At 72.0% G+C, this 23,002-nt stretch carries 19 protein-coding genes and 1 pseudogene; 14 read left to right on the top strand and 6 right to left on the bottom strand.

Annotation, left to right across the window (positions count from 1 at the left end; genetic code table 11):
- Positions 1-353 precede the first annotated feature (353 nt).
- Entirely contained in the window at positions 354-1,589 is a 1,236-nt protein-coding gene (locus ACWGH0_RS12590) for an acyltransferase family protein (RefSeq protein WP_453404158.1), read from the top strand.
- On the opposite strand, the gene ACWGH0_RS12585 is transcribed toward ACWGH0_RS12590, so the two are convergent.
- Positions 1,586-2,074, bottom strand: a complete 489-nt coding sequence (locus tag ACWGH0_RS12585; protein ID WP_453404157.1) for an HD domain-containing protein — start codon at positions 2,072-2,074, stop codon at positions 1,586-1,588. The two genes, ACWGH0_RS12590 and ACWGH0_RS12585, sit on opposite strands and share 4 nt — an antisense overlap.
- Positions 2,075-2,136: 62 nt before the next feature.
- Positions 2,137-3,282: a PP2C family protein-serine/threonine phosphatase gene (locus tag ACWGH0_RS12580; protein ID WP_453404156.1), complete on the bottom strand. Its 1,146-nt coding sequence runs from the start codon at positions 3,280-3,282 to the stop codon at positions 2,137-2,139.
- 106 nt (positions 3,283-3,388) lie between these two features.
- On the opposite strand from ACWGH0_RS12580, the gene ACWGH0_RS12575 reads away from it, so the two are divergent.
- Positions 3,389-4,609: a GNAT family N-acetyltransferase gene (locus ACWGH0_RS12575; RefSeq protein WP_453404155.1), complete on the top strand. Its 1,221-nt coding sequence runs from the start codon at positions 3,389-3,391 to the stop codon at positions 4,607-4,609.
- A gap of 90 nt (positions 4,610-4,699) precedes the next feature.
- Here the strand turns inward: ACWGH0_RS12575 and ACWGH0_RS12570 are convergent, their stop codons facing one another.
- Both ACWGH0_RS12570 and ACWGH0_RS12565 read right to left on the bottom strand, forming a co-directional pair.
- A complete protein-coding gene (locus ACWGH0_RS12570; RefSeq protein WP_453404154.1) occupies positions 4,700-5,509 on the bottom strand; it encodes an Fpg/Nei family DNA glycosylase in 810 nt (269 codons plus the stop codon).
- 375 nt (positions 5,510-5,884) lie between these two features.
- Positions 5,885-6,370: a ribose-5-phosphate isomerase gene (locus tag ACWGH0_RS12565; RefSeq protein ID WP_453404153.1), complete on the bottom strand. Its 486-nt coding sequence runs from the start codon at positions 6,368-6,370 to the stop codon at positions 5,885-5,887.
- A 181-nt stretch (positions 6,371-6,551) separates the two neighbouring features.
- On the opposite strand from ACWGH0_RS12565, the gene ACWGH0_RS12560 reads away from it, so the two are divergent.
- Positions 6,552-8,006, top strand: a complete 1,455-nt coding sequence (locus ACWGH0_RS12560; protein ID WP_453404152.1) for an amino acid permease — start codon at positions 6,552-6,554, stop codon at positions 8,004-8,006.
- A 67-nt stretch (positions 8,007-8,073) separates the two neighbouring features.
- On the opposite strand, the gene ACWGH0_RS12555 is transcribed toward ACWGH0_RS12560, so the two are convergent.
- Positions 8,074-8,676: a biotin transporter BioY gene (locus ACWGH0_RS12555; protein WP_453404151.1), complete on the bottom strand. Its 603-nt coding sequence runs from the start codon at positions 8,674-8,676 to the stop codon at positions 8,074-8,076.
- Positions 8,677-8,938: 262 nt separating this feature from the next.
- On the opposite strand from ACWGH0_RS12555, the gene ACWGH0_RS12550 reads away from it, so the two are divergent.
- Both ACWGH0_RS12550 and ACWGH0_RS12545 read left to right on the top strand, forming a co-directional pair.
- Entirely contained in the window at positions 8,939-10,303 is a 1,365-nt protein-coding gene (locus tag ACWGH0_RS12550) for an amino acid permease (RefSeq protein ID WP_453404150.1), read from the top strand.
- A gap of 120 nt (positions 10,304-10,423) precedes the next feature.
- Positions 10,424-12,010, top strand: coding sequence for an amino acid permease (locus ACWGH0_RS12545; RefSeq protein ID WP_453404149.1), 1,587 nt, complete (start codon positions 10,424-10,426; stop codon positions 12,008-12,010).
- A gap of 65 nt (positions 12,011-12,075) precedes the next feature.
- Here ACWGH0_RS12545 and ACWGH0_RS12540 read toward each other — a convergent pair whose 3' ends face one another.
- Positions 12,076-13,506: an FGGY-family carbohydrate kinase gene (locus ACWGH0_RS12540; RefSeq protein ID WP_453404205.1), complete on the bottom strand. Its 1,431-nt coding sequence runs from the start codon at positions 13,504-13,506 to the stop codon at positions 12,076-12,078.
- 219 nt (positions 13,507-13,725) lie between these two features.
- Between ACWGH0_RS12540 and ACWGH0_RS12535 the strand changes: the two genes are divergently transcribed.
- The 9 genes and pseudogenes from ACWGH0_RS12535 (at position 13,726) to ACWGH0_RS12495 (ending at position 22,624) form a co-directional block, all read left to right on the top strand.
- A complete protein-coding gene (locus tag ACWGH0_RS12535) occupies positions 13,726-15,144 on the top strand; it encodes an ABC transporter substrate-binding protein (RefSeq protein WP_453404148.1) in 1,419 nt (472 codons plus the stop codon).
- 7 nt (positions 15,145-15,151) lie between these two features.
- Complete coding sequence (locus tag ACWGH0_RS12530; protein ID WP_453404147.1) at positions 15,152-16,111, top strand: carbohydrate ABC transporter permease; 960 nt, start codon at positions 15,152-15,154, stop codon at positions 16,109-16,111.
- Entirely contained in the window at positions 16,108-16,938 is an 831-nt protein-coding gene (locus ACWGH0_RS12525; protein ID WP_453404146.1) for a carbohydrate ABC transporter permease, read from the top strand. The genes ACWGH0_RS12530 and ACWGH0_RS12525 overlap by 4 nt, the downstream gene beginning before the upstream one ends.
- Positions 16,935-17,368, top strand: a pseudogene (locus tag ACWGH0_RS12520) (ATP-binding cassette domain-containing protein); the annotation flags it as partial. The gene ACWGH0_RS12525 and the pseudogene ACWGH0_RS12520, both read left to right, overlap by 4 nt.
- Before the next feature lie 90 nt (positions 17,369-17,458).
- Positions 17,459-18,073, top strand: a complete 615-nt coding sequence (locus ACWGH0_RS12515; protein WP_453404204.1) for a TOBE domain-containing protein — start codon at positions 17,459-17,461, stop codon at positions 18,071-18,073.
- Positions 18,070-18,930 (top strand): DeoR/GlpR family DNA-binding transcription regulator, encoded by an 861-nt coding sequence (locus tag ACWGH0_RS12510; RefSeq protein WP_453404145.1) that lies wholly within the window; start codon positions 18,070-18,072, stop codon positions 18,928-18,930. The genes ACWGH0_RS12515 and ACWGH0_RS12510 overlap by 4 nt, the downstream gene beginning before the upstream one ends.
- Positions 18,923-20,035, top strand: coding sequence for an ABC transporter ATP-binding protein (locus tag ACWGH0_RS12505; protein ID WP_453404144.1), 1,113 nt, complete (start codon positions 18,923-18,925; stop codon positions 20,033-20,035). Before ACWGH0_RS12510 ends, ACWGH0_RS12505 begins: the two co-directional genes overlap by 8 nt.
- Positions 20,032-21,045 (top strand): 2-hydroxyacid dehydrogenase, encoded by a 1,014-nt coding sequence (locus ACWGH0_RS12500; protein WP_453404143.1) that lies wholly within the window; start codon positions 20,032-20,034, stop codon positions 21,043-21,045. Before ACWGH0_RS12505 ends, ACWGH0_RS12500 begins: the two co-directional genes overlap by 4 nt.
- Before the next feature lie 133 nt (positions 21,046-21,178).
- The gene (locus ACWGH0_RS12495; RefSeq protein WP_453404203.1) at positions 21,179-22,624 is read left to right on the top strand and encodes an FGGY family carbohydrate kinase; all 1,446 of its coding nucleotides are present in this window, start codon (positions 21,179-21,181) and stop codon (positions 22,622-22,624) included.
- The last annotated feature ends 378 nt before the right edge of the window (positions 22,625-23,002 follow it).

Below are 23,002 nucleotides of genomic sequence, written 5' to 3'. Positions count from 1 at the left end.
GCGCGGGCGCCGCATAGGCGCGCCACTGAATTGATCTGCCCCGCCCGGGCGTTAATAGACGTGATCGTTTCGCCACCCACACATCATGTTCGCAGGAAATTCGAATTGCGTGGACGCGCACACATGGGCAGGCGACAAAGGCGTAATGAACAGGACATATCACCGGAGTCACCCGCTGACGGTATGCACCGTTTAATCAGGATGAGTTACCCCATACGGGCGGGAAGATGTGAGCCGCGCCATAAACGGCCATCGTTATGTCGACTTCTCCGTCGACGGGGTACCCGCAGGTAGAAAAGAGAACCGGGAACGAGGTTTTACGAAATCCATCGGGCGACGCTAGGGTGCCTCAGATGTTTCACGCTCCGCACGGATATCAGAGGGCCCCGCTCCCCCCGGCCCGGGAGCAGGAGCCCGAAACACCCCTCGCACGGACCGCCACTTCCGCCCCCCGGTCCGGGGTCGGCGCGATCCCCACGCCCACCGTCCCGGCCCGTGCCGCCACCCCTGTCCCCGCACCCGGCGCCGCCTCCGCCCCCAAGCAGCGCGACGCCTTCTTCGACAACGCGAAGTACCTGGCCATCGTGTTCGTCGCGATGGCCCACATGTGGGAGCCGATGATGGACGGCAGTCGCGCCACGCGCGCGCTGTACATCGTCGTCTACAGCTTCCACATGCCGGCGTTCATCATCATCTCCGGTTACTTCTCGCGCGGTTTCGACATGAGCCGCAAGAAGCTCCAGCGCCTGATCACGGGCGTCGCGGTGCCCTATGTGATCTTCGAGACCGCCTACACGCTCTTCAAGCGGTGGGCCGACGACCCCACCCAGTCCATCAGCCTGCTCGACCCCTGGTACCTGACCTGGTTCCTCATCGCCCTGTTCGTCTGGCGGCTGACCACCCCGGTCTGGCAGGCGCTGCGCCATCCCCTGCCGGTGGCGCTCGCCATCGCCGTACTCGCCTCCGTGACCCCCAACATCGGGGACGACCTCAACCTCCAGCGGGTGCTCCAGTTCCTGCCGTACTTCGTGCTGGGGCTGCTGCTGAAGCCGGAGCACTTCCGGATGGTGCGCAGGCGCGAGGTCCGGCTGCTGGCCCTGCCCGTCGTGCTGTGCACGCTGGTCTTCGCGTACTGGGCCGCCCCCCGCCTCGGGCTCGGGTGGTTCTACCACAGCAGCGCCGCCCAGGAGATCGGCGCTCCCTGGTGGGCCGGGGTCGTCATGACCTTCGCCCTCTTCGGCTGCTCGCTGCTGCTCACGGCCTGCTTCCTGGCCTGGGTCCCGGGGCGCACGATGTGGTTCACGGCGCTCGGCGCCGGCACCCTCGGCGGCTACCTGCTGCACGGCTTCCTGGTGAAGGGCGCGAGCTACGCGGACCTCTTCGAGACGTACAGCTGGCTGACCAGCCCCGTGGGCGAGGTCGTGGTGACCGTCGCGATGGCCGTCGCGGTCACGCTGCTGTGCACCCCGTTCGTCCGGCGGATGTTCCGCTGGGCGATGGAGCCGGAGATGACGTGGGCGTTCCGCCGCGACCCGGTCGAGAACGCCCGGCGGCGGGAGCACCGCCCCGCCGCCAAGGTGTCCGCCTAGGCCGTCGGCCCGCCCGACCCCTGAACGGCGGTCCCGGGCCCGGGTTCCAGTCCCAGGAGACGGTGCACCTCCGCGTACTTGAGCGTGAGACGGACCCTGGTCGCCTCGTCGAGCACGGCGAGACGGCCGGGGTCCGCGTTGTGTGCGAGGTCCGCCTCCTTGACGAGGAGCGCGCCGGGCGTCGCGAGGATGCGCCGGGTGTACGCGGCGAGGTCCTCCCCCGGGCGCTTGGTCACGGCGAGCACCATGTCCTTGGTGGCCTGCGGCAGTTCGGCCGCCGCCAACCACTCCTCGGACAGCGCGCCGTCCTCGACGGCGTCGTGCAGCCAGGCGGCGGCGATCTGCTCGTCGGAGCCGCCCCGCGCGCGGACGCCCTCGGCGACGGCGGCGAGGTGCCCGGTGTACGGCAGGCCGGCCTTGTCGGTCTGCGTGGCGTGCGCGGCCCGGGCGACGGCCTCGACCTGGGCGAGGGTGAGATGCGGCATGGCCCGACTGTACGCACGGGGGCCCGCGACGCGTACGGCGCGTGTCCGGCCGTCGGCGGACGTTACGCGTCGTGGCAGATCAGCAGGAGTGCGCGGTCGTCGTTGACGTCCTTGGCCACCGCCTCGATGAGGTGCCACGCCGCGCCCTGGAAGCCGCACGACACGTAGCGGTCGGCCTCGCCCGTCAGGCGGTCGATGCCTTCCGCGATGTCCCGGCCGGACGCTTCCACAAGCCCGTCCGTGAACAGCATCAGTACGTCGCCCGGCGCGAGGGAGCCCTTGCAGGAGTCGAACTGCGCGCCGTCGTACACCCCGAGCAGCGGGCCCTCGCCGGACTTCTCCTCCCAGCGCCCGCTTCCGGCGTGCAGCTGGAGCGCGGGAAGGTGGCCCGCCGACAGGAGTTCGTAGTCGCCGGACTCCAGGTCGAGCACCAGGTGGATGGAGGTCGCGAAGCCCTCCTCCCAGTCCTGGCGCAGGAGGTAGCCGTTGGCGGCGGGCAGGAAGCCGTGGGGCGGGAGCGAGCCGAGCAGGCCGCCGAACGCCCCGGACAGGAGCAGTGCGCGCGAGGCCGCGTCCATCCCCTTGCCGGACACGTCGGTGAGTACGACCTCCAGGGTGCGGCCGCCGTTGGTGCGGGCCGCGACCACGAAGTCGCCGGAGAAGGACTGGCCGCCCGCGGGGCGCAGCGCCATCTCACTGTGCCAGCTCTTCGGGAGCCGGGGCAGGGCGCTCTGCACCCGGATGCGTTCGCGCAGGTCGAAGAGCATCGTGCCGCCGCGCCGCCAGGGGACGCCGACCCTGGCGCGGAACTGGGCGATGATCAGGCCGAAGAAGCCGCAGGCGGCGACCGTGAGGACGGTGCCGGGCGTCACCGTGCCGGGGCCCTGCGTGTACGGGCCCAGCACGACCGACTCGACGATCAGTCCGGTGGCTGCCGCGGCGTACAGGCCCAGCAGGCTGGCCGGTCGCAGCAGCAGGCCGCCGGCCACGATCGGCAGGACCAGCAGGGCCGGAGAGCACCAGGCCGGCGACGCGATCGTGCCGGCGACGATCGCCGGGACGGTCAGCAGCAGGCCCGCCAGCGCGATCCAGTCCGAGCCGTCGCCCCTGAAGTAGTCGACGCCCGATTTGCGCAGCGCGATGCGGGCCCGGTGTGCGCTCTTGCGCGTCCGGGCCGAGAACGATTCGGTTCCTGCTCCACCTGCCATTGCGGTGGACCCTATCCATCCTCGCCGCTGCTCCGCAGGGGGACCCCTGTGACATTGTGTTCGAAATTGGGTCGCTCGGATGCCGGACGCCTGGTAGGCATGGCATATGGCCACCGAATTACGCGTGTTGCGGGTGAGTGAGTGGGACGACTGGCTCGAGGCGGTCGAACTCGCCTTCGGAGGTGTCCCCCAGAGTGCGGAGGAACGGGAGCTCGACCGCGCGCTGACCGATCCGGCGCGGAGCCTGGGCGTGTGGGACGGGGTCTCCTGTGTCGGCACGGCGAGCGCGTTCTCCTTCCGGCTGTCCGTTCCCGGTGGCGCTCTGGTGCCGGCCGCCGGCGTGAGCCTGGTGAGCGTCGCGACGACGCACCGGCGGCGCGGGCTGCTGACCGAGATGATGCGGCGCCAGCTCCACGACGTACGGGAGTGGGGCGAGCCGCTGGCGCTGCTCACCGCTTCGGAGCCCGCGATCTACGGCCGGTTCGGGTACGGAGCGGCGACGCAGTCCCTGTCGGCGGACATCGACACCGCGCGCGTGCGGCTGGAGACGCCGCAGGGGACCGACGGCGTACGGCTGCGGTTCGCGGACCCGGTGGGCGTCCGGGACGCCTGCGAGACGGTGTACGCGCGGAACGTCGCCGCCCGGCCCGGGATGCTCGCCCGCCGCCCGCACTGGGACCGGGTGCCGCTCCTCGACCCGGAGAGCGACCGGGACGGAGCTTCGCCGCTGCGGTGCGTGCTGGCCGAGCGGGGCGGCGAGGTCGTCGGGTACGCCCGCTTCCACTTCAAACCGGCCGGCGCCGACGGCACGGTCGTACTGAGCGACATGGAGGCGCTCGACCCCGCCGCGTACGCGGCGCTGTGGCGCTTCCTCTTCGACATCGACCTGACGTCTTCGATCCGGGTGCGCAACCGGCCCGTGGACGATGCCTGGCAGCACCTCGTCTCCGACGTCCGGCGCTGCGACGTACGGCTGCGGGACTCCCTCTATGTGCGGCTGGTGGGTCTCGGGGCGGCGCTGGAGGCGCGTGCGTACCTGGCGCCGGTGGATGTCGTCTTCGAGGTCACGGACGCGTTCTGCCCCTGGAACGAGGGGCGTTGGCGGCTCACCGGCGACACGAAGGGGGGTGCGGCGTGCAAGCGGACCGACGAGGCGGCGGACCTGGTGCTGTCCGTGCGGGAGTTGGGGGCGGCGTATCTGGGCGGCGTCAGCCTGGTCGCCCTGGCGGCGGCGGGCCGGGTGCGGGAGCTGCGGCCGGGGGCACTGGCGGAAGCTTCGGTGGCGTTCGGATCCGCCGCCGCGCCGTGGCTGCCGCACGGGTTCTGAGGGGCTGACCGCGACCCGGCTCCGCGACCCCCTGCCCGCAGCACGGCCCGGGACGCGGCCCCTGCTCGCGGCCCGGGACGTGGTCGCCGTTCAGATGGTCTGGCAGGTCGGGCACCAGAAGAGGTTGCGGGCGGCGAGACCGGCGGTGCGGATCTCGCCGCCACAGATGTGGCAGGGCAGGTTCGCCCGGCGGTACACGTAGACCTCGCCGCCGTGGTCGTCGACGCGCGGCGGGCGGCCCATCGCTTCGGGCATGTGCTCCGGGCGGACCGTGTCGATGCGGTTGTTCCGTACCCCCTCGCGCATGAGGACGGCCAGGTCGGACCAGATCGCGTCCCACTCGCGGCGCGTGAGGTCCCGGCCCGTGCGGTACGGGTCGATGCCGTGCCGGAAGAGCACTTCGGCGCGGTAGACGTTGCCGACGCCCGCCACCACCTGCTGGTCCATGAGGAGCGCGGCGACGGTGGTGCGGCTGCGGGAGATGCGCTGCCACGCCTTGTCGGGGGCGGCGTCCGGGCGCAGCGGGTCCGGGCCCAGGCGGTCGTGTATCGCCTGCTTCTCGGCGTCGGTGATCAGGGCGCAGGTGGTGGGGCCGCGGAGGTCGGCGTAGTGGTCGGCGTTGACCAGCCGCAGGCGGACGGTGTCCGTGGGGGGCGGGGCGGGAGTCGCGCCGAAGCCGAGCTTGCCGAACAGGCCGAGGTGGATGTGCACCCAGCCGGTGTCCTCGAAGCCGAGGAAGAGGTGCTTGCCGTGGGCGTCGACGGCGTCCAGCCGGACGCCGTCCAGGAGGGCCGCACTGTCCGCGAACTTGCCCTGGGGGCTGGTGACGCGGACCGGGGCGCCGGCGAAGCGGAGGCGGTGGTCGTCCGCGAGGCGGTGGATGGTGTGCCCCTCGGGCATGTTCTGCGTCTCCTGCGGGGTGCCGCTTGCGTCTGGGGGGTGCGGGTATTCCGGGCTGGGGTGCGGTGCCCCCAGGGGCCGGAGGGTCGGGGCACCGGGACCGGGGCTCCGGGGCCGGGCGTCCCGGGGTTCGGAGCGGGCCGAGAGGTGCGGGGGCTGCGGGGTCGGTGCCGCGCCGGGGCGTCTCCTCGGGCGTCGAACGTTCGGGTACTGCGGAATGCGTGGGCGTGGTTGCGTTCGACGCCCTGCGGGGAGCGCCCCGGCACGTCCCCTCCGGCGGCGTGGACTGTGCGGCCCCGGGCGCTGGGCGGCCTCGCCGGCGGGTGTGGAGGCGGGGCGCTGCCCCGCACCCGGGGGGTGCGGGGCTGCGGGGAGTTACGGCTGGGGGTGGTGGGGCGGGATCTCGGGGAGGTCGCCGGTCTGCTCGTACGCCGCCAGCATGTCGATGCGGCGCTGGTGGCGCTCCTCGTTGGAGTACGGGGTGGCGAGGAAGATCTCCACGAACTTCGTGGCCTCTTCCTGCGAGTGCATCCGGCCGCCGATCGAGATGACGTTGGCGTCGTTGTGCTCGCGGCCCAGCGCCGCCGTCTGCTCGCTCCAGGCCAGCGCGGCGCGTACGCCCTTGACCTTGTTCGCGGCGATCTGCTCGCCGTTGCCGGAGCCGCCGATGACGATGCCGAGGCTGTCGGGGTCGGCGGCGGTCTTCTCCGCGGCCCGCAGGCAGAACGGCGGGTAGTCGTCGAGGGCGTCGTAGATGTGGGGGCCGCAGTCGACGGGCTCGTGCCCGTGGGCCTTCAGCCACTCGACGAGGTGGTTCTTGAGTTCGTATCCGGCATGGTCGGAACCGAGGTACACGCGCATGGGACGAGTGTGGCACGGGCGCGGCCGGGTAGCCGTCGCCGGGGTGGGAAGAGGGGGCGGGCAGGGGGCGGATGGGGTGCTGCTGCGGATTTCGTACAACGATCCGGAATCGGGCCTTCCGTCTCACGTCACTTCCCGTTTGAATGCGTGGGCTCGTAACCCGAGAAGCTAAGGATTGTGCATGAACGCGCAGCCGACCCTTGCGAAGACAGGCGAAAACCCCGTGGAACCGGGGAATCCGCAGTCTTCGGACGGTCTCCAGGCAGGTCTCAAGAACCGCCACCTGTCCATGATCGCCATTGGCGGTGTCATCGGCGCCGGTCTCTTCGTGGGATCGAGCGGCGGCATCGCCGCCGCCGGCCCGGCGATTCTTCTGTCGTACACGCTCGTCGGCGCCCTGGTCGTCTTCGTGATGCGGATGCTCGGCGAGATGGCCGCAGCCAACCCGACGTCCGGCTCCTTCTCCGCGTACGCGGACCGCGCGCTCGGGCGCTGGGCCGGGTTCTCGATCGGCTGGCTGTACTGGTTCTTCTGGGTGGTCGTGCTGGCGGTCGAGGCGACCGCGGGCGCGAAGATCCTCGAAGGCTGGATACCGGCCGTGCCGCAGTGGGGCTGGGCGCTGATCGTGATGGTCGTGCTGACCGCCACGAACCTGGTGTCCGTGTCGTCGTACGGCGAGTTCGAGTTCTGGTTCGCCGGGATCAAGGTCGTCGCCATCGGCGGGTTCGTGGTCATCGGCCTGCTGGCCGTCTTCGGTGTGCTGCCCGGCTCGGACAACCCCGGCACCGGGTTCGCGCACCTGACGGACAGCGGCGGTTTCTTCCCCAACGGGCCCGGCGCCATCCTCACCGGTGTGCTGATGGTCGTCTTCTCGTTCATGGGCAGTGAGATCGTCACGCTGGCGGCCGGCGAGTCGGCCGACCCGCAGCGCGCCGTGACCAAGGCCACGAACAGCGTGATCTGGCGCATCGGCGTCTTCTACCTCGGTTCGATCTTCGTCGTGCTGACGCTGCTGCCGTGGAACGACAAGTCGATCCTGAAGGACGGCTCGTACGTCGCCGCCCTGAACTCGATCGGCATTCCGCACGCCGGCCAGATCATGAACGTCATCGTGCTGACGGCTGTGCTCTCGTGCCTGAACTCCGGGCTCTACACCGCCTCGCGCATGGCGTTCTCGCTGGGGCAGCGCGGCGACGCGCCCAAGTCGTTCGCCGTCACGAACAAGCAGGGTGTGCCCATGGCGGCGATCCTGGCGTCGGTCGCCTTCGGCTTCGTGGCGGTCTTCTTCAACTACAAGTGGCCCGACACGGTGTTCGCGTTCCTGCTGAACTCGTCGGGCGCGGTGGCGCTGTTCGTGTGGCTGGTCATCTGCTTCACGCAGCTGCGCATGCGCGGCATCATCCTGCGCGAGGCGCCGGAGAAGCTGATCGTCAAGATGTGGCTCTTCCCGTACCTGACCTGGGCGACCGCCGCGATGATCATGTTCGTCATCGTCTACATGGCGTTCGACGACGCGGCGCGCGAGCAGGTGCTGCTGTCGCTGCTGGTCGCGGCCGTGGTCGTCGGCATCGCGTTCGTGCGCGAGAAGCTGCGGCGCGGTCGCAGTGCGGCCGAGGAGCCGGCCGGGGCGCTGTAGCCTCCCGGCCCCGGACACGCGGAAGGGCCCGTACCTCGTGAGGTACGGGCCCTTTCGCGTCCGGGACTCAGCCGCGGTCGCCCACCAGCTTCCACGCCGCCGGGAGCGCGCCCATCGCCAGCGCCGCCTTGAGCGCGTCGCCGATCAGGAACGGCACCAGGCCCGCCGCCACGGCCGCGCCCAGCGACATGCCGGTGGAGAGGGCGAGGTAGGGCACGCCGATCGCGTAGATCACGGCCGAGCCGAGGACCATCGTGCCCGCGGTGCGCAGCACCGAGCGGTCGCCCCCGCGGCGGGCCAGCGCGCCGACCACGGTGGCGGCCAGCAGCATGCCGAGTACGTAGCCGAAGGACGCGCCGCCCGCGCCCGAGGTGCCGCCCGCGAACCAGGGCACACCGGCCATGCCGACCACGGCGTACAGCGCCAGGGAGAGGAAGCCGCGCCGGGCGCCCACGGCGGTGCCGACGAGCAGCGCCGCGAAGGTCTGGCCGGTGACGGGGACCGGGGAGCCCGGCACCGGTACCGCTATCTGGGCCGCTATGCCGGTGAGCGCGGCGCCGCCGAGCACCAGGGCCGCGTCGCGGGCGAACGCCCGGGTGGCGGTGGTGGTGGACGGCAGCAGGTCGGCGAGGACCGCTCCGGAGCGGGCGGGGGCGGCGGCAGTGCTCATCGGGAACTCCGGGAGGTGAGGGGGCTGACGGAAAGGACCTCGTGACCGTAGCCCAGGGGTTAACGACCGATCACCGTCAGTCGCCGACAAAGGCGATGTTGATCCGGTGGTGGAGTTCGCACAAAGAAGGGTCGGTCATGCCGTGCGGGGGTGACACTCGTCACTGAGGTGGCAGGCGTGGCCGCCCGTTTTGCGGAGACGGGGGCCGCTCGGGAAGACTGTAGGTTCTTGCCAAAACCCATCCTTCAGAGCTGCGAGCGACATGCACGACGATCAGGCCGAGCCGCTGGCCCATGCGCTCAAGCGGCGCCACTTGACCATGCTCGGCCTCGGCGGGGTGATCGGCGCCGGGCTGTTCGTCGGCTCGGGCGCCGGGATCGCGGTCGCGGGCCCCGGCATCGTCGTCTCGTATCTGATCGCGGGCGCGCTCGCGACGCTGGTGATGCGGATGCTCGGCGAGATGTCGGCGGCGATGCCGGCGTCCGGGTCGTTCTCGGTGCACGCCGAGCGGGCCCTGGGGCGCTGGGCCGGGTTCAGCGTGGGGTGGCTGTACTGGTTCCTGCTGGTCGTGGTGCTGGCGGTCGAGGCGACGGCGGCGGCGCAGATCGCGCACGGCTGGGTGCCGGGCATCGCGCAGTGGGGCTGGGTGCTGCTCTTCATGGTGGTGTTCACCTGCGCGAACCTCACGGCCGTGCGGAACTTCGGCGAGTTCGAGTTCTGGTTCGCCGCGCTCAAGGTCGGCGCCATCGTCCTGTTCCTCGGGCTGGGGCTGCTCGCCATGTTCGGGGTGCTGCCCGAGACCGAGGCCGTGGGGTTCACGAACCTGACCGGCCAGGGCGGGTTCCTGCCGAACGGGTGGGCGGGTGTCGTCTCCGGCGTACTGGCCGTCGTCTTCGCCTTCGGCGGCCTGGAGGTCGTCACGATCGCCGCCGCCGAGACCGAGGACCCGGCCCGCAACGTGGCCCGCGCGGTGCGCGCCGCCGTGTGGCGCATCCTCTTCTTCTACGTCGGGTCGATGCTGGTCATCGTGACGGTGCTGCCGTGGACCGCGCAGAAGGCGGGGCTCAGCCCGTACGTCACCGTGCTCGACGCGATGGGCGTCCCGGCCGCCGGGCAGATCATGAACATCGTGGTGTTCGTCGCCCTGCTGTCGGCCCTCAACGCCAATCTGTACGGGTCCTCCCGGATGGTCTTCTCGCTCGCCGAGCGCGGCGAGGCGCCCCGGGGGCTGCTGAAGGTGTCGGGCGGCGGGGTGCCGCGGCGGGCCGTGCTGGCGTCGGTGGCGTTCGGGTTCGTGTCCGTACTGCTGAATCTGCTGTGGCCGGACACCGTCTTCCTCTACATGCTCAACGCGGTGGGCGCGGTGCTGCTGTTCGTCTGGGGGCTGATCGCCGCCTCGCAGCTGAGGCTGCGGCGGCGCATCGAGCGGGAGGCTCCGCAGACGCTGACGCTGCGGATGTGGGGCTTTCCCTGGCTCACCTGGGTGACGCTGGCCGGGCTCGTCGGCGTACTGCTGCTCATGCTCACGGACGACGCGGCCCGGCCGCAGTTGCTGTGGTCGGCCGGGGCGACGGGGCTGGTGCTGCTGGTGGCACTGGTGAGGGAATTGCATGCGCGGCGTGCGTGACCGTTCACAAGGTGTGAGCGTGGTGTCCGTATAGCGGTCAAGTGTTCCGTGTGAGCGGTACCCGTACTCAGACTGTTGGGTCTGTTCCCCCCGGTATCAGCTACTGAACAGGGCACACCCATGTCTCGGACTCCCGCGCCGGCGCCTGTCGAGGACGTCGGCACTGCCGGCGGCGTCGACCACAAGGCCGACTCGGCGCTCACGCACGGACTCAAGCAACGCCATCTGTCGATGATCGCCCTCGGCGGTGTCATCGGCGCGGGGCTCTTCGTCGGGTCCGGCGCGGGCATCGCCGCCGCCGGACCGTCGATCGTCGTCGCGTACGCGATCTCCGGGCTGCTGGTCATGCTGGTGATGCGCATGCTCGGTGAGATGTCGGCCGCGAATCCGGCGTCCGGCTCCTTCTCGGTGCACGCGGAGCGCGCGATCGGCCCGTGGGCGGGCTTCACGGCGGGCTGGGGCTTCTGGTTCCTGCTCTGCGTGGCCGTCGGCCTGGAGGGCATCGGCGCGGCCAAAATCATGGTGGGCTGGTTCCCCGACTCGCCCGAGTGGGCGTGGGTCGCCCTCTTCATGCTGGTGTTCTGCGGCACGAACCTGGCGGCGGTGAAGAACTTCGGCGAGTTCGAGTTCTGGTTCGCCGCGCTCAAGGTCGGCGCCATCGCCCTCTTCCTCGGCATCGGCGCCCTCGCCATCCTGGGCATCCTGCCCGGCTCCGACACGCCGTCGCCCGGTGCGGAGAACCTCACGGGCCTCGGCGGTTTCATGCCGAACGGCACCGAGGGCCTCATCGTCGGCCTGCTCGCCTCCGTCTTCGCGTACGGCGGCCTGGAGACGGTCACCATCGCCGCGGCGGAGTCCGAGCGTCCGGTCGAGGGCGTCGCGAAGGCGGTGCGCACCGCGATGTGGCGCATCGCGATCTTCTACATCGGCTCGATGGCGGTCATCGTCACGCTGGTGCCGTGGAACGACAAGGCCGTCGTCACGGCCGGCCCGTACGTCGCCACCCTGAACCACCTCGGCATCCCCGCCGCCGGCCAGATCATGAACGTGGTCGTGCTGGTCGCCCTCCTGTCGGCGATGAACGCCAACGTGTACGGCGCCTCCCGCATGGCCTGCTCGCTCGTCTCCCGCGGCCAGGGGCCGAAGGCGCTCGGGGCGGTCTTCGGCGGGGTTCCGCGCGTCGCCGTGCTGGTGTCCTCCGTGTTCGGCTTCGGGTGCGTGCTGCTCAGCTACTGGCGGCCGGACGACATCTTCCTGTGGCTGCTCAACATGATCGGCGCGCTGATCCTGGTCGTCTGGATCTTCATCGCCGTCTCGCAGCTGGTGCTGCGCCGGCGGACCGAGCGCGAGGCGCCGGAGAAGCTCGTCGTGAAGATGTGGTTCTACCCGGGGCTGACGTACGTGGCGCTCGCGGGCATGGCGGCGGTGTTCGTCCTGATGGCGCGCGAAGAAGAGACGCGGCTCCAGCTGTACTGGAGCGGTGGCCTCACGCTGTTCCTCGCGGTGGTGGGCTTCGTGCTCCAGAACGTGAGGACGCCGATGGCCGAGCCGGGGGCGGGCGCCGCAGGCGCCGGGCCCGTGGCCGACGCCGAGGGGACGCAGCCCGCGGCCGGGGGGAAGCCCGCCGGTGACGTCGTGGAGGCGGAGGCGAAGCCGGCCGATGTGGCGAAGTCCGCCGACGACGCGGGTGCGGGCAAGGACGACTGAGGCGGTCGTCGCCCGCGCCACCGGAACCCCCCGGCCCTCGTGGCCGGGGGGTTCCGCGCGTCCGGTCACGCCCCCAGCCTCGCCACCGCGTGCGCCGCCACCGGGCCCGGCAGCCAGCCGCGCCGTTCCAGTTCGCCGACGAAACGGGCGTACGGGTCGGCGAAGGCAGCCGTGCGGCGCGGGTGCGGTTCCACGACCTCGCGGATCCGGACCATGGCGTGCGCGGCCCCCGCCAGGTCGGGCGCCGCCCCCGCCCCGTGGGCGGCCAGCACCGCCATGCCGAGTGCCGGCTCGGTCTGTTCGGGGATGTACGCGGGGCGGCCCAGGATGTCGGCGCGCAGCCGGTTCCAGTACGCGCTGCGGGCCGCTCCTCCGGTGAAGGTGAGCGGGCCGTCGACGGGGGCGCCGAGGTGGTGGAGGTAGTCCAGGCACAGGCGTTCTGTGTACGCGACGCCCTGGAGCAGCGCCGCCCACCGGTCCCCCTCCGACGTGCCCGCGCCGCACACGAACGCAGTGGCGTCCGGGGCGCGGAACGGGAAGCGCTCGCCCCGGGAGACGAGGGGGTACGCGAGGGCCACCGACGGCTCGTGGCGGGCGGCGAGGCGGTCGAGGCGGGCCGGGTCGGCGCCGGGAAAGGCGGCGCTCAGCGCTCCCGCGCCCACGCTGGAGGCGCCGCCGGGCAGCCAGTTGCCGTCCGGTGAGCGGTGGTTGTAGACGACGCCGGCCGGGTCGCGGACGGGTTCGGGCGTCACGCCCTTGAGGACGAGGGTCGTGCCGAGTACGGAGTTCCAGGCGCCGGCGCGCAGCGCGCCGGAGGCGATCTGGGCCGCGCAGCCGTCCGTCGTCCCCGCGACGACCAGGGTTCCCGCGGGGATGCCGGTCTCGCCCGACGCCCCGGCGGTGACGGTGCCGAGGACCGTGCCGGGCCGTACGACGTCGGGGAAGAGGGCGGTGCCCAGGCCGAGGAAGGCGAGGGCCCCCTTCGGCCAGGTGTCGTGCTCCAGGTCGTAGCCCGTCTTCAGGGCGTGGCCGGAATCGGTGGCGACCGGGCCGCCGGTCAGCCGGGCCGTCACCGTGTCGGCCTGGTGGGCCAGCCGCACCGGGCGGGCCGCGCTGCCCGTCGCGCCCCACCGCCGGGCCAGCCACAGTGCCTTCGGCAGGCCCCAGCTCGGGGCCACCCCCGCCTCGTGGGCCTCGGGTGCGGCGCGGCCGTCGTCGTACATCAGGCCGGGGGTGAGCGGGCGCCCGTACGGGTCGGTGAGCAGGACCGTGCCCGAGGTGGAGCAGACGGCCAGCGCGTGGACCCGGCGCGCGGCCGGGCCGGCGAGCGCGGCCCGGGTCGCGGCGCAGACGGCGGCCCACCAGTCGGCGGGGTCCTGCTCGTGGCGTACGCCGGTGCGCCGGCCGGCCAGCGGGGCCGAGCCGCTGCCCAGCAGGTGCCCGCGGGTGGTCACGACGACCGCCCGGACGCTCTGCGTACCGAGATCGATTCCCAGCCACGCGGTGTCCCCGGCGCGCCCTCCCCGGGTGACTGGCTTTTCTCGCTCTACGGGTTCCGCGGACCGCACACGATCCTCCCGCGTTTGTCGGCGCCGCCTGTGAAGTTCTCACTGTGCACCGGAATTTTCCGTTGCGGGAGGGATTGACGCCCAACTTCCGCTGTTCGAAGCTCTGTTGACCAATCGACTGCACGTGTTGCGGAGGTCGGGATGGACATGCGCGCACATGACCGGCGGCGGTTCCTCGCCCTCACGGCGGCCGCGTCCGCCACCCCGCTGCTGACCGCGTGCGGCACGGGATTCGGCGGTGGCGGGGGCACGAAGGACGGCGGATCGGCGGCCGACGACGTCACCGGCCCGTTCGACTGGAAGAAGGCCCGGGGCAAGACCGTCAAGGCGTTGCTCAACAAGCACCCGTACACGGACGCGCTGATCGCCGACCTGAAAGCCTTCACCGAGAAGACCGGCGTCGAGGTCGAGTACGACGTGTTCCCCGAGGACAACTACTTCGACAAGCTCACGGTCGACCTGTCCAGCGGTCGTGCCTCGTACGACGTCTTCATGCTCGGCGCCTACATGGTGTGGCAGTACGGGCCGCCGGGGTGGCTGGAGGATCTCGGGCCGTGGATGAGCAACTCCTCGGCGACCGGCGCGGAGTGGGACCAGGGCGACTTCTTCCCCAACCTGCTCCAGGCCGGCCAGTGGTCGCTCAAGGCCGGCGCCCCGCTCGGGCAGGGCGGGCAGTACGCGCTGCCGTGGGGCTGGGAGACGAACGTCGTCGCGTACAACACCGAGGTCTTCGGGAAGCTGGGGCTCAGGCCGGCCGAGACCTTCGACGAGCTGCGCGAGATATCGGGCGCCATCAAGCGCAGGGCGCCCGGGGCGGGCTTCGACGGGATGTACGGCGTGGCGGTGCGCGGGTCGCGGAGCTGGGCGACGATCCATCCCGGCTTCATGACGATGTACTCGCGGTTCGGGCTGAAGGACTTCACGGTGGACGGCGGGAAGATCGAACCCGCCATGAACACCCCGGAGGCCGTCGCCTTCACCCGGGACTGGGCGGAGATGGTCAGGAAGGGCGGGCCGCCGTCCTGGACGTCGTACACCTGGTACCAGTGCTCCGGCGACCTCGGCGCGAAGAAGGCCGGGATGCTGTTCGACGCCGACACGGCCGCGTACTTCCAGGCGGTGAAGGGAGCGTCGCCCGCCTCCGGGAAGATCGCCTTCCATCCGGGGCCGAAGGGGCCCGGCGGGTCGCTCGCCACCAACATGTGGATCTGGTCGCTCGGCATGAACGCCAGGAGCCGCAGCAAGCACGCCGCGTGGCTGTTCCTCCAGTGGGCGACCGGCAAGGAGCACCTGCGCAAGGCGGCGATCGAGGGCAACCACATCGACCCGGTGCGCGAGTCCGTCAGCCGGGACGCGGCGTACAAGGACAAGATGAAGGGGCTCAAGGGCTTCATCGAGACCTTCGAGACGGTCGTCGGCCAGACGAAGATCCAGTTCACGCCGCAGGAGCAGTTCTTCGACGCGACGACGAGCTGGGCGGCCTCGCTCCAGGAGATCTACGGCGGCAAGAACGCCACGTCGGTGCTGAACGGCCTGGAGAGCGACCTGGCCGCGAAGGTCGGGTGACGGCTCCGTGTCGTCGTCCCTCACCGGGGCCGGCCACGGGGCGGCCCCGAGCGGGGGCAACGGGCCGCCGGCGCGCGTGGTCACGCGCCGGCGGCGGGCGCTGCGGCCGTACCTGCTGATCCTGCCTGCGCTGCTGCTCACCGGCGGGATCCTCTATCCCTTCGGGCTCGGGCTGTACTACACGCTCTTCGACTTCGCGGCGAGCAGGCCGCGGCCGGACATGGTGGGCCTGGAGAACTACCGCCGGATTCTCGGCGAGTCGTCGTTCTGGGACTCGGCGTGGGTGACGGTGCTGTACGCGGTGGGCGCGGCGGCGTTCGAGACGGTGCTCGGGGTGGGCGTGGCGCTGCTGCTGCACCGCTCGACGCGGGTCGGGCGCGTGCTGGAGAAGATTCTCATCCTGCCGCTGATGATCGCGCCGGTGATCGCCGCGATCATGTGGAAGCTGATGCTCCAGCCGAGTGTCGGGGTCGTCAACCACCTGCTGAAGCCCTTCGGCATGGGCGGGGTGCAGTGGACGGACTCCCCGGCCGGCGCGCTGCTGTCGTCGATCGCCGTGGACGTGTGGGTCTACACGCCGTTCGTGGCGATCCTGGCGCTGGCGGGGCTGCGGTCGCTGCCCACGTCACCGTTCGAGGCGGCGGCGGTGGACGGGGCCGGCTGGTGGTTCACCTTCCGGACGCTGACGCTGCCGATGCTGTGGCCGTACGTCCTGGTCGCGGTGATCTTCCGGTTCATGGACTCGCTGAAGGTCTTCGACATCATCTACGCCCTGACGGAGGGCGGGCCCGGTGACGCCACCGTGGTGCTCCAGATCCGGGCGTACCTGGAGGCGATCCGCTTCCAGCGGTACTCGTTCGGGATCAGCTACATGATCGTGCTGTGGGCCGTGGTCTACCTGGTGACGATGGTGCTGGTGCGCTACCTGGGGAAGATCCAGAACCGGACGGCGGAGGTGCCCAAGTGAAACGCAGAGTGCTGGCGATCGCCGCCGACGGGGCGTTGATCCTCTACTTCGTCTTCGCGCTGTTCCCGGTCGCCTGGATGGTCATTCTGTCCCTGAAGCCGGCCAACGAGCTGTTCAGCACGTACTTCTCGTTCACGCCGACCTTCGACGCGTACCGGACCGTACTGGGCACGGGGGACGACGCGGGCGTGCCGTTCCTGCGGTTCTTCGTCAACAGCCTGGTGGTGTCGCTGGGGGCCGTGGGGCTTTCGCTCGTGATCGGGCTGCCCGCCGCCTACGCGGCGGCGAGGTGGCGGTTCCGGGGCTCGGAGAACCTGATGTTCACCCTGCTGTCCTTCCGGTTCGCGCCCGAACTGACCGTCATCATCCCGCTGTTCGTGCTCTACCAGCAGCTCGGTCTCTTCGACACGTACGTCGGCATGATCTGGGTGCTCCAGCTCGTCACCCTGCCGCTGATCGTCTGGATCATGCGCTCGTACTTCGCCGACCTCTCCCCCGAGCTGGAGCAGGCCGCGCTGCTCGACGGCTACACGAGGAAGCGGGCCTTCTTCACGGTCGCGCTGCCGCTGGTCGGGCCGGGCATCGCGGCGGTGTCGCTGCTCGCCTTCATCTTCGCCTGGAACAACTTCGTCTTCCCGCTGATCCTGACCTCCTCGCACGCGCAGACCGTCACCGTGGGCGCGCTGTCGTTCCTCGGCGGGGACCGGCCCAAGTACAACCTGACGGCGGCCGCCGCCCTGGTGTCGGTCGTCCCGCCGCTGCTCCTCGCGCTCACCATCCAGCGGTATCTGGTGCGCGGGCTCTCGTTCGGGGCGGTGAAGTCGTGACGAGCTCCGCCATCTCGCTGCGCGGCGTCCACAAGGCGTACGGCGCGACGACCGCGCTCGACGGTCTCGATCTCGACGTCGCGCCGGGCGAGTTCTTCTGCCTGCTCGGTCCGTCCGGCGCGGGCAAGACCACGACGCTCAAAACGTGGCCGGGCTGGAGGAACCCCGGTCCGGGACGGTCCGGCTCGACGGCGTCGACATGACGGGAGTCGAGCCGTACGACCGAGGCGTCGCCATGTGCTTCGAGTCGTACGCCCTCTACGCGCACCGCAGCGCGTACGACAACCTCGTCTCGCCTCTGCGCTCCCCCCGCTACCGGCTGCCCGCCGTCGAGGCGCGCCGGCGCGTGGGCGAGGTCGCGGACCTCCTGGGCATCGGGGCGCTCCTTGACCGGCCGGTGGGCCGGCTGTCCAACGGGCAGCGCCAGCGCGTCGCCCTCGGCCGCGTCCTGGTGCGGCCGGCCCGCGCGTTCCTCCTCGACGAGCCGCTGTCCCACCTCGACGCGAAGCTCCGCCAGGCCATGCGCGCCGAACTGAAGGCCATCGGCGCGGTGCGGCGCACCACGACCCTGTACGTCACCCACGACTCGGTGGAGGCACTGGCGCTCGGTGACCGCATCGGGGTGATCCGCGCGGGCCGGATCGTGCAGACGGGAACGCGCGAGGAGATCTGGCACCAGCCGTACGACACGTTCGTCGCGCGCTCCTTCGGCAGGCCGCGCATCAACCTGCTGCCGGGCGCCGTCACCGAGGGCGGCGGTTTCGTCTCCGCCGACCGCTTCTTCGAGATCCCGCCGGGCGCCACGGCCCTCCCCGGCGTACGGGCCCTCTCCCCCGGCACCCCGGTGCAGGTCGGGGTGCGGCCGCGCGATGTGTCGCTGGGCTCCCGCGCGCCCGGGCCCGGCACCGTCGAGCTGATGGGCAGCGTCTACATCACCGAGGCCCTGGGCCGGGCCACCGAGGTCACCGTACGGCTCGGGGCGCAGCACCTGTCCCTGGTCGCGCCGCGCTCCGAGGCGGCCGGGCTGCGGCCCGACGCGCCGGTGCGGCTGTCGGTGCGGTCCGAGAGCCTGCTGCTGTTCGAGGCGGAAGGCGCCGAGGGGCCGGGGCGGCCGGGGCGGAGGATCACCGGATGAGCGGCGACCGGCAGCACGGTCCTGCGCCCCGCCGGGCGGCCATCGCGGAACAGGTGCTGGCGGCGGGTTCCGCGACCGCCGCCGAACTGGCCGGGCGGTTCGACGTCAGCCTGATGACCATCCACCGGGACCTGGACGAGCTCGAACGGCAGGGAGTGGTACGGAAGTTCCGCGGCGGCGTGACCGCGCAGCCCTCCGGCGTGTTCGAGTCGAACGTCGCCTACCGGCTCAAGGCCATGCGCGCGGAGAAGGCCGCCGTGGCCGAACGGGCGCTGAGGCTCATCGAGCCCGGCATGGCGGTGATGCTCGACGACTCGACGTCCACGCTTGAGATCGCGCGCCGGCTCGGCTCTCCCGGCGGATCGCCGGGGAGCGCTCCGGGCGGATCGGGGGGCGCTGCCAGCCGGATCACTCCGCTGACCGTCGTCACCAACTTCCTGGAAGCGCTGACGCTGCTGTCCGGCGAGCGCGGCATCCACCTGATGGCGCTCGGCGGCGACTACGATCCGCTGCACTCGTCGTTCCTGGGCGTCTCCTGCGTGGAGGCGGTCCAGCTCCTGCGGGTCGACATCTGCTTCACGTCGACGTCGGCCGTCTCGGGCGGCTTCGCCTACCACCAGGAGCAGCACATCGTGTCCGTCAAGCGCGCCATGCTCGACTCCGCCGCGAGGAACGTGCTGCTGCTCGACCACTCCAAGCTCGGCCGCGTCGCCCTCCACCGGGTCGCCCCGCTCTCCCGCTTCGACCTCGTCCTCGTCGACGACGGGGCGTCGGCGGGGCTGCTGCGCGACCTCGACGAGCACAAGGTCCCGTACGAGGTGTGCCCGACGGCGACGGGAGGCCCGCACCATGACTGAGCTGGTCCTGCGGGCGCTGCGCAAGACCTACGCGGTGCGCGGGCGCCCGCGCGTGGAAGCCGTGCGCGGTATCGACCTGGAGCTGCGCTCCGGTGAACTCCTCGGGCTGCTCGGCCCCTCCGGCTGCGGCAAGTCCACCACCCTGCGCATGATCGCGGGTCTCGAGGAGGTGACCGGCGGGGACATCCTCGTCGGCGGCGCGTCGGTGGTGAAGGTCCCCGCCCAGCGGCGCAACATCGGGGTCGCGTTCGAGAACTACGCGCTCTATCCGCCGCTCACCGTGGCCGGCAACCTCGGATTCGGGCTCGCCGCGCGCGGCACGCCCCGCGCGGAGACGGACGCGCGCGTACGGGACATGGCCGAGCGGATCGGCCTGACCGAGCTGCTCGACGCCAGGCCGGGCGGGCTCTCCAGCGGCCAGAAGCAGCGGGTGGCGCTGGCGCGGGCGCTGATCCGCGCACCGGACGTCCTGCTGCTCGACGAACCGCTCTCGCACCTGGACGCGGCGCAGCGCGACACCACGCGCCGGGAGCTCAAGCGCATCCAGCAGGACCTGGGGCACACCACGATCCTGGTCACGCACGACCAGGAGGAGGCGCTGTCGCTGGCCGACCGGATCGCGGTGATGAAGGACGGCGTCATCCAGCAGCTCGGCACGCCGTACGAGATCTACGACAGCCCGGCGAACTCCTTCGTGGCCGACTTCGTCGGGGAGCCGGCGATCAACCTGCTGCCGGGGGTGGCCGACGCCGACGGGCGCGTACGGCTCTCGGACACGGTGCGGCTGGCCGTTCCGGTACGGCTCGCGGCGGGGCGGGAGGTCGTGCTGGGGATCAGGCCGGAGGACCTGCGGCTCGGCGATCCGCTGCCCGGCGGCGGCGTGGAGGGTGCCGGTGCCGAGGGTTCCGTGCCGGCCGGGGTCAGCGCGTACGAGCCGCTCCTCGAAACGGGCATCGCCACGCTCACGCTCCCAGGGGTGGCCGAGCCGCTCGTCGTACAGACCGGTCCCGAGGTGCGCCTCGACCGGGGCGACACCGTGCGGGTGACCGCGGACCCGCGCCTGACGCATGTCTTCGACACCGAGACAGGGGAGGTACTGCGATGAGGATCCTGGCAGCCGGTGACCACTTCGTCCGCAACTCGCTGATCGGCGAGGCCCTGGAGGCCGCCGTCACGGCGTCCCCCTTCGAGCTCACGGAACTCACCCTTCCCTGGCCGCTCGAACCCTTCACGAAAGTGGCCGAGGTCGACGAGGCCGCCGACTGCGAGGACGCGCTGATCGAAGCGCTGCGGGGCGTCGAGGTGTGCGTGACGCAGATGGCGCCGTTCACCGAGCGGGTGCTGGAGTCCTCCCCCGGGCTGCGGCTCGTCGTCGTCTGCCGGGGCGGCCCGGTCAACGTCAACGTGGAGGCGGCGCGGGCCCGCGGCGTGCGGGTGTGCTTCGCGCCGGGGCGCAACGCCGCCGCCACCGCCGAGTTCACGGTCGGGATGATGCTGGCCGCGATGCGCCGGATCCCGCAGAGCCACGACTCGCTCGCGCGGCGCGGGGTGTGGGACGGCTCGTACTTCACGTACGAGGGCTCCGGGACGGAGCTCGAGGACACGCGGGTCGGGCTGATCGGTTACGGGGCGGTCGGCAGCCGGGTCGCGCGGGTGCTGTGCGCGTTCGGCGCCGAGGTGGAGGTGTACGACCCGTACGTGCGAGGTGACGTGCACGGCGTGCGGGTCGCCTCGCTCGACGAGCTGCTGTCCCGCTCGCGGGTCCTCACCCTGCACGCGCGCCTCACCGACGAGACGCGGGGTCTGCTCGGCGCCCGCGAACTGGGCCTCCTGCCGCGGGGTTCCGTGCTGGTCAACGTGGCGCGGGGGCCGCTCGTCGACACGGACGCGCTGTGCGACGCGCTGGAGAAGGGGCGGCTGGCGGCGGCCGCGCTCGACACCTACGAGCGGGAACCCCTGCCGGCCGACGCGCGGCTGCGGGGTGTGCCGGGGGTCGTGATGACCCCGCATCTGGGCGGTGCGAGCCGTCAGGTGGCCGAGAAGGCGGCGCGGATCGCGGCGGCGGAGGTGGCGCGGTACGCGGCCGGGTCGCCGTTGGCGCACTGCCTGGCGTGAGAGGCGGGGCGTGACGTGGGGCGGGGTGTGACGGTGTGACGGGCGTTGCCTGCGGGTGGGGTCGGGTGTGAGTGCGGGTGCGGGTGCGGGTGCAGGTGCAGGTGGCGAGGTGCGGGCGTCGGGAGGTCGCATGCTGTACGTCGGGATCGATGTGGGCACGTCCATGGTCAAGGCGGCCGCCTTCGACGCCTCGGGGCGGCAGGTCGCGGTCGAGTCCCGCCCCGTCGCGCTCGACATCCGCGACGGGTTCGTCGAGCAGGACATGGACGAGATCCACGCGGCGGTCGTGGACGTCCTGACCACCCTGGTGTCCGGGCTCCCCGGTCCCGTCGTGCTGGCCGGGCTCACGGGCCAGGGCGACGGCGTGTGGCTGGTGGACGCGGGCGGCCGGCCGGTGCGGCCGGCCATCTCGTGGATGGACGGCCGGGCCCACGAAGAGCTTGACGCGTGGATGGCCTCGGGCGTCTTCACGTCCGTGTTCCGGCGTACGGGCAGCGCGATGTTCCCGGGCTGCCCGGGGCCCGTCCTTGCCTGGCTCGACCGGTACGAGCCGCAGGTCCTGGACGCGGCCGCCACCGCCCTGTACTGCAAGGACATGGTCTTCCAGCGCCTGACGGGCGTGCAGGCGACGGATGTCTCGGACGCGTCCATGCCGTTCCTCGACCCGCGCACACGGACGTACGACGACGAGACGCTGGCACTGCTCGGCCTCGGTCACCGGCGCGGTCTCCTCGCCCCGGTGGCCGACCCGGTCGCCACCGGGGAGACGCGCGGCCCCGGCCTTCCGCCCGGCACGCGGATCGCGGACGGCCCGTACGACCTGCCCGCGTGCGCGCTCGGCGCGGGGGTGACACGGCCGGGGGACGGGCTGCTGATCATCGGTACGTGCCTGGCGTCGCTGGTCGCCACCGACGTACTCGACCTGGCGGGCGGCGAACCGGCCGGGCTGCACATCTCGACCGACCGGCGGGGGCAGTGGCTGCGGGCCATGCCGGCGATGGTGGGCACGGCGGCGCTGGACTGGGTGCTGCGGACCACCGGCGTAGGGCACGCGGAGGTGGACGCACTGCTGGACGCGACGCCGCCGGGCGCGAACGGCGTCCGGGTACTGCCCTACTTCGCGCCGTCGGGCGAGCGCGCTCCGTTCGTCGAGCCTCGGCTGCGGGCGGAGCTGACCGGTGTGTCGCTGGAGACGACGAAGGGCGACCTCGTACGGGCCGCCTGTGAGGGCATCGCCTTCGCCGCGCGCCACTGCCTGGAGGCGGCGGGACTCACGGGCGACCTCGCGGTGTGCGGCGGCGGGACGCGGTCGGCGGCGTGGCTGCGGCTGTTCGCCGACGTGCTGGGGCGGCCGTTGCGGGTGGTGGAGGGCGAGGTCGGGGCGCGGGGGGCGGTGCTGGCGGCGGCGCGGCGGTTCGGGGTGGACCTGGACGTGGCTTCCTGGACCCGGCCCTCGGCGGTGGTGGAGCCGGACGCGGGGCGGGCGGAGTTCTACACGGTGGGGTACGCGGGGCATCTGGCGCGGTTGGGGGAGGCGCGGGCGCGGGGCGGGGCGGGGGCGTTCGGTGGTGCGGGGTGAGGTCTGCGGCGGGGTGGGGGCTGGTGGTGCGGGGGTCTGGTGGTGCGGGGGTGCGTGCTGCTGCGGGGCCCGGGCGCGGGTTCTCCGCCGGGGCTCCGGGGTCGGTGCCGCGTCGGGGCGTCTCCTCGGGCGCCGAACGTTCGGGCACCGGCCTTGTATGCGGGCGCGTTGCGTTCGACACCCTGCGGGGAGCGCCCCAACACGTCCCCTCACCCCACCGCGAGAAGTGGGATGCGCGGCTTCCCTGCTGGAGCCGTCGCGGGGGTCTTGGGGTCGGTTCCGCGAGAAGTGGGATGCGTGGCTGCGTCGGGGTGTCTTCTCGCGGGAGAGGGGGCGCTGGTGCGGGAGTGGGCGAGGTGCCGCGTCGGGGGGCGCGGG

Source organism: Streptomyces sp. NPDC054887 (genome assembly GCF_053610585.1).
The sequence above is the reverse complement of the archived record's forward strand: the minus strand, read 5'-3'. Positions and strand labels throughout refer to the sequence as shown.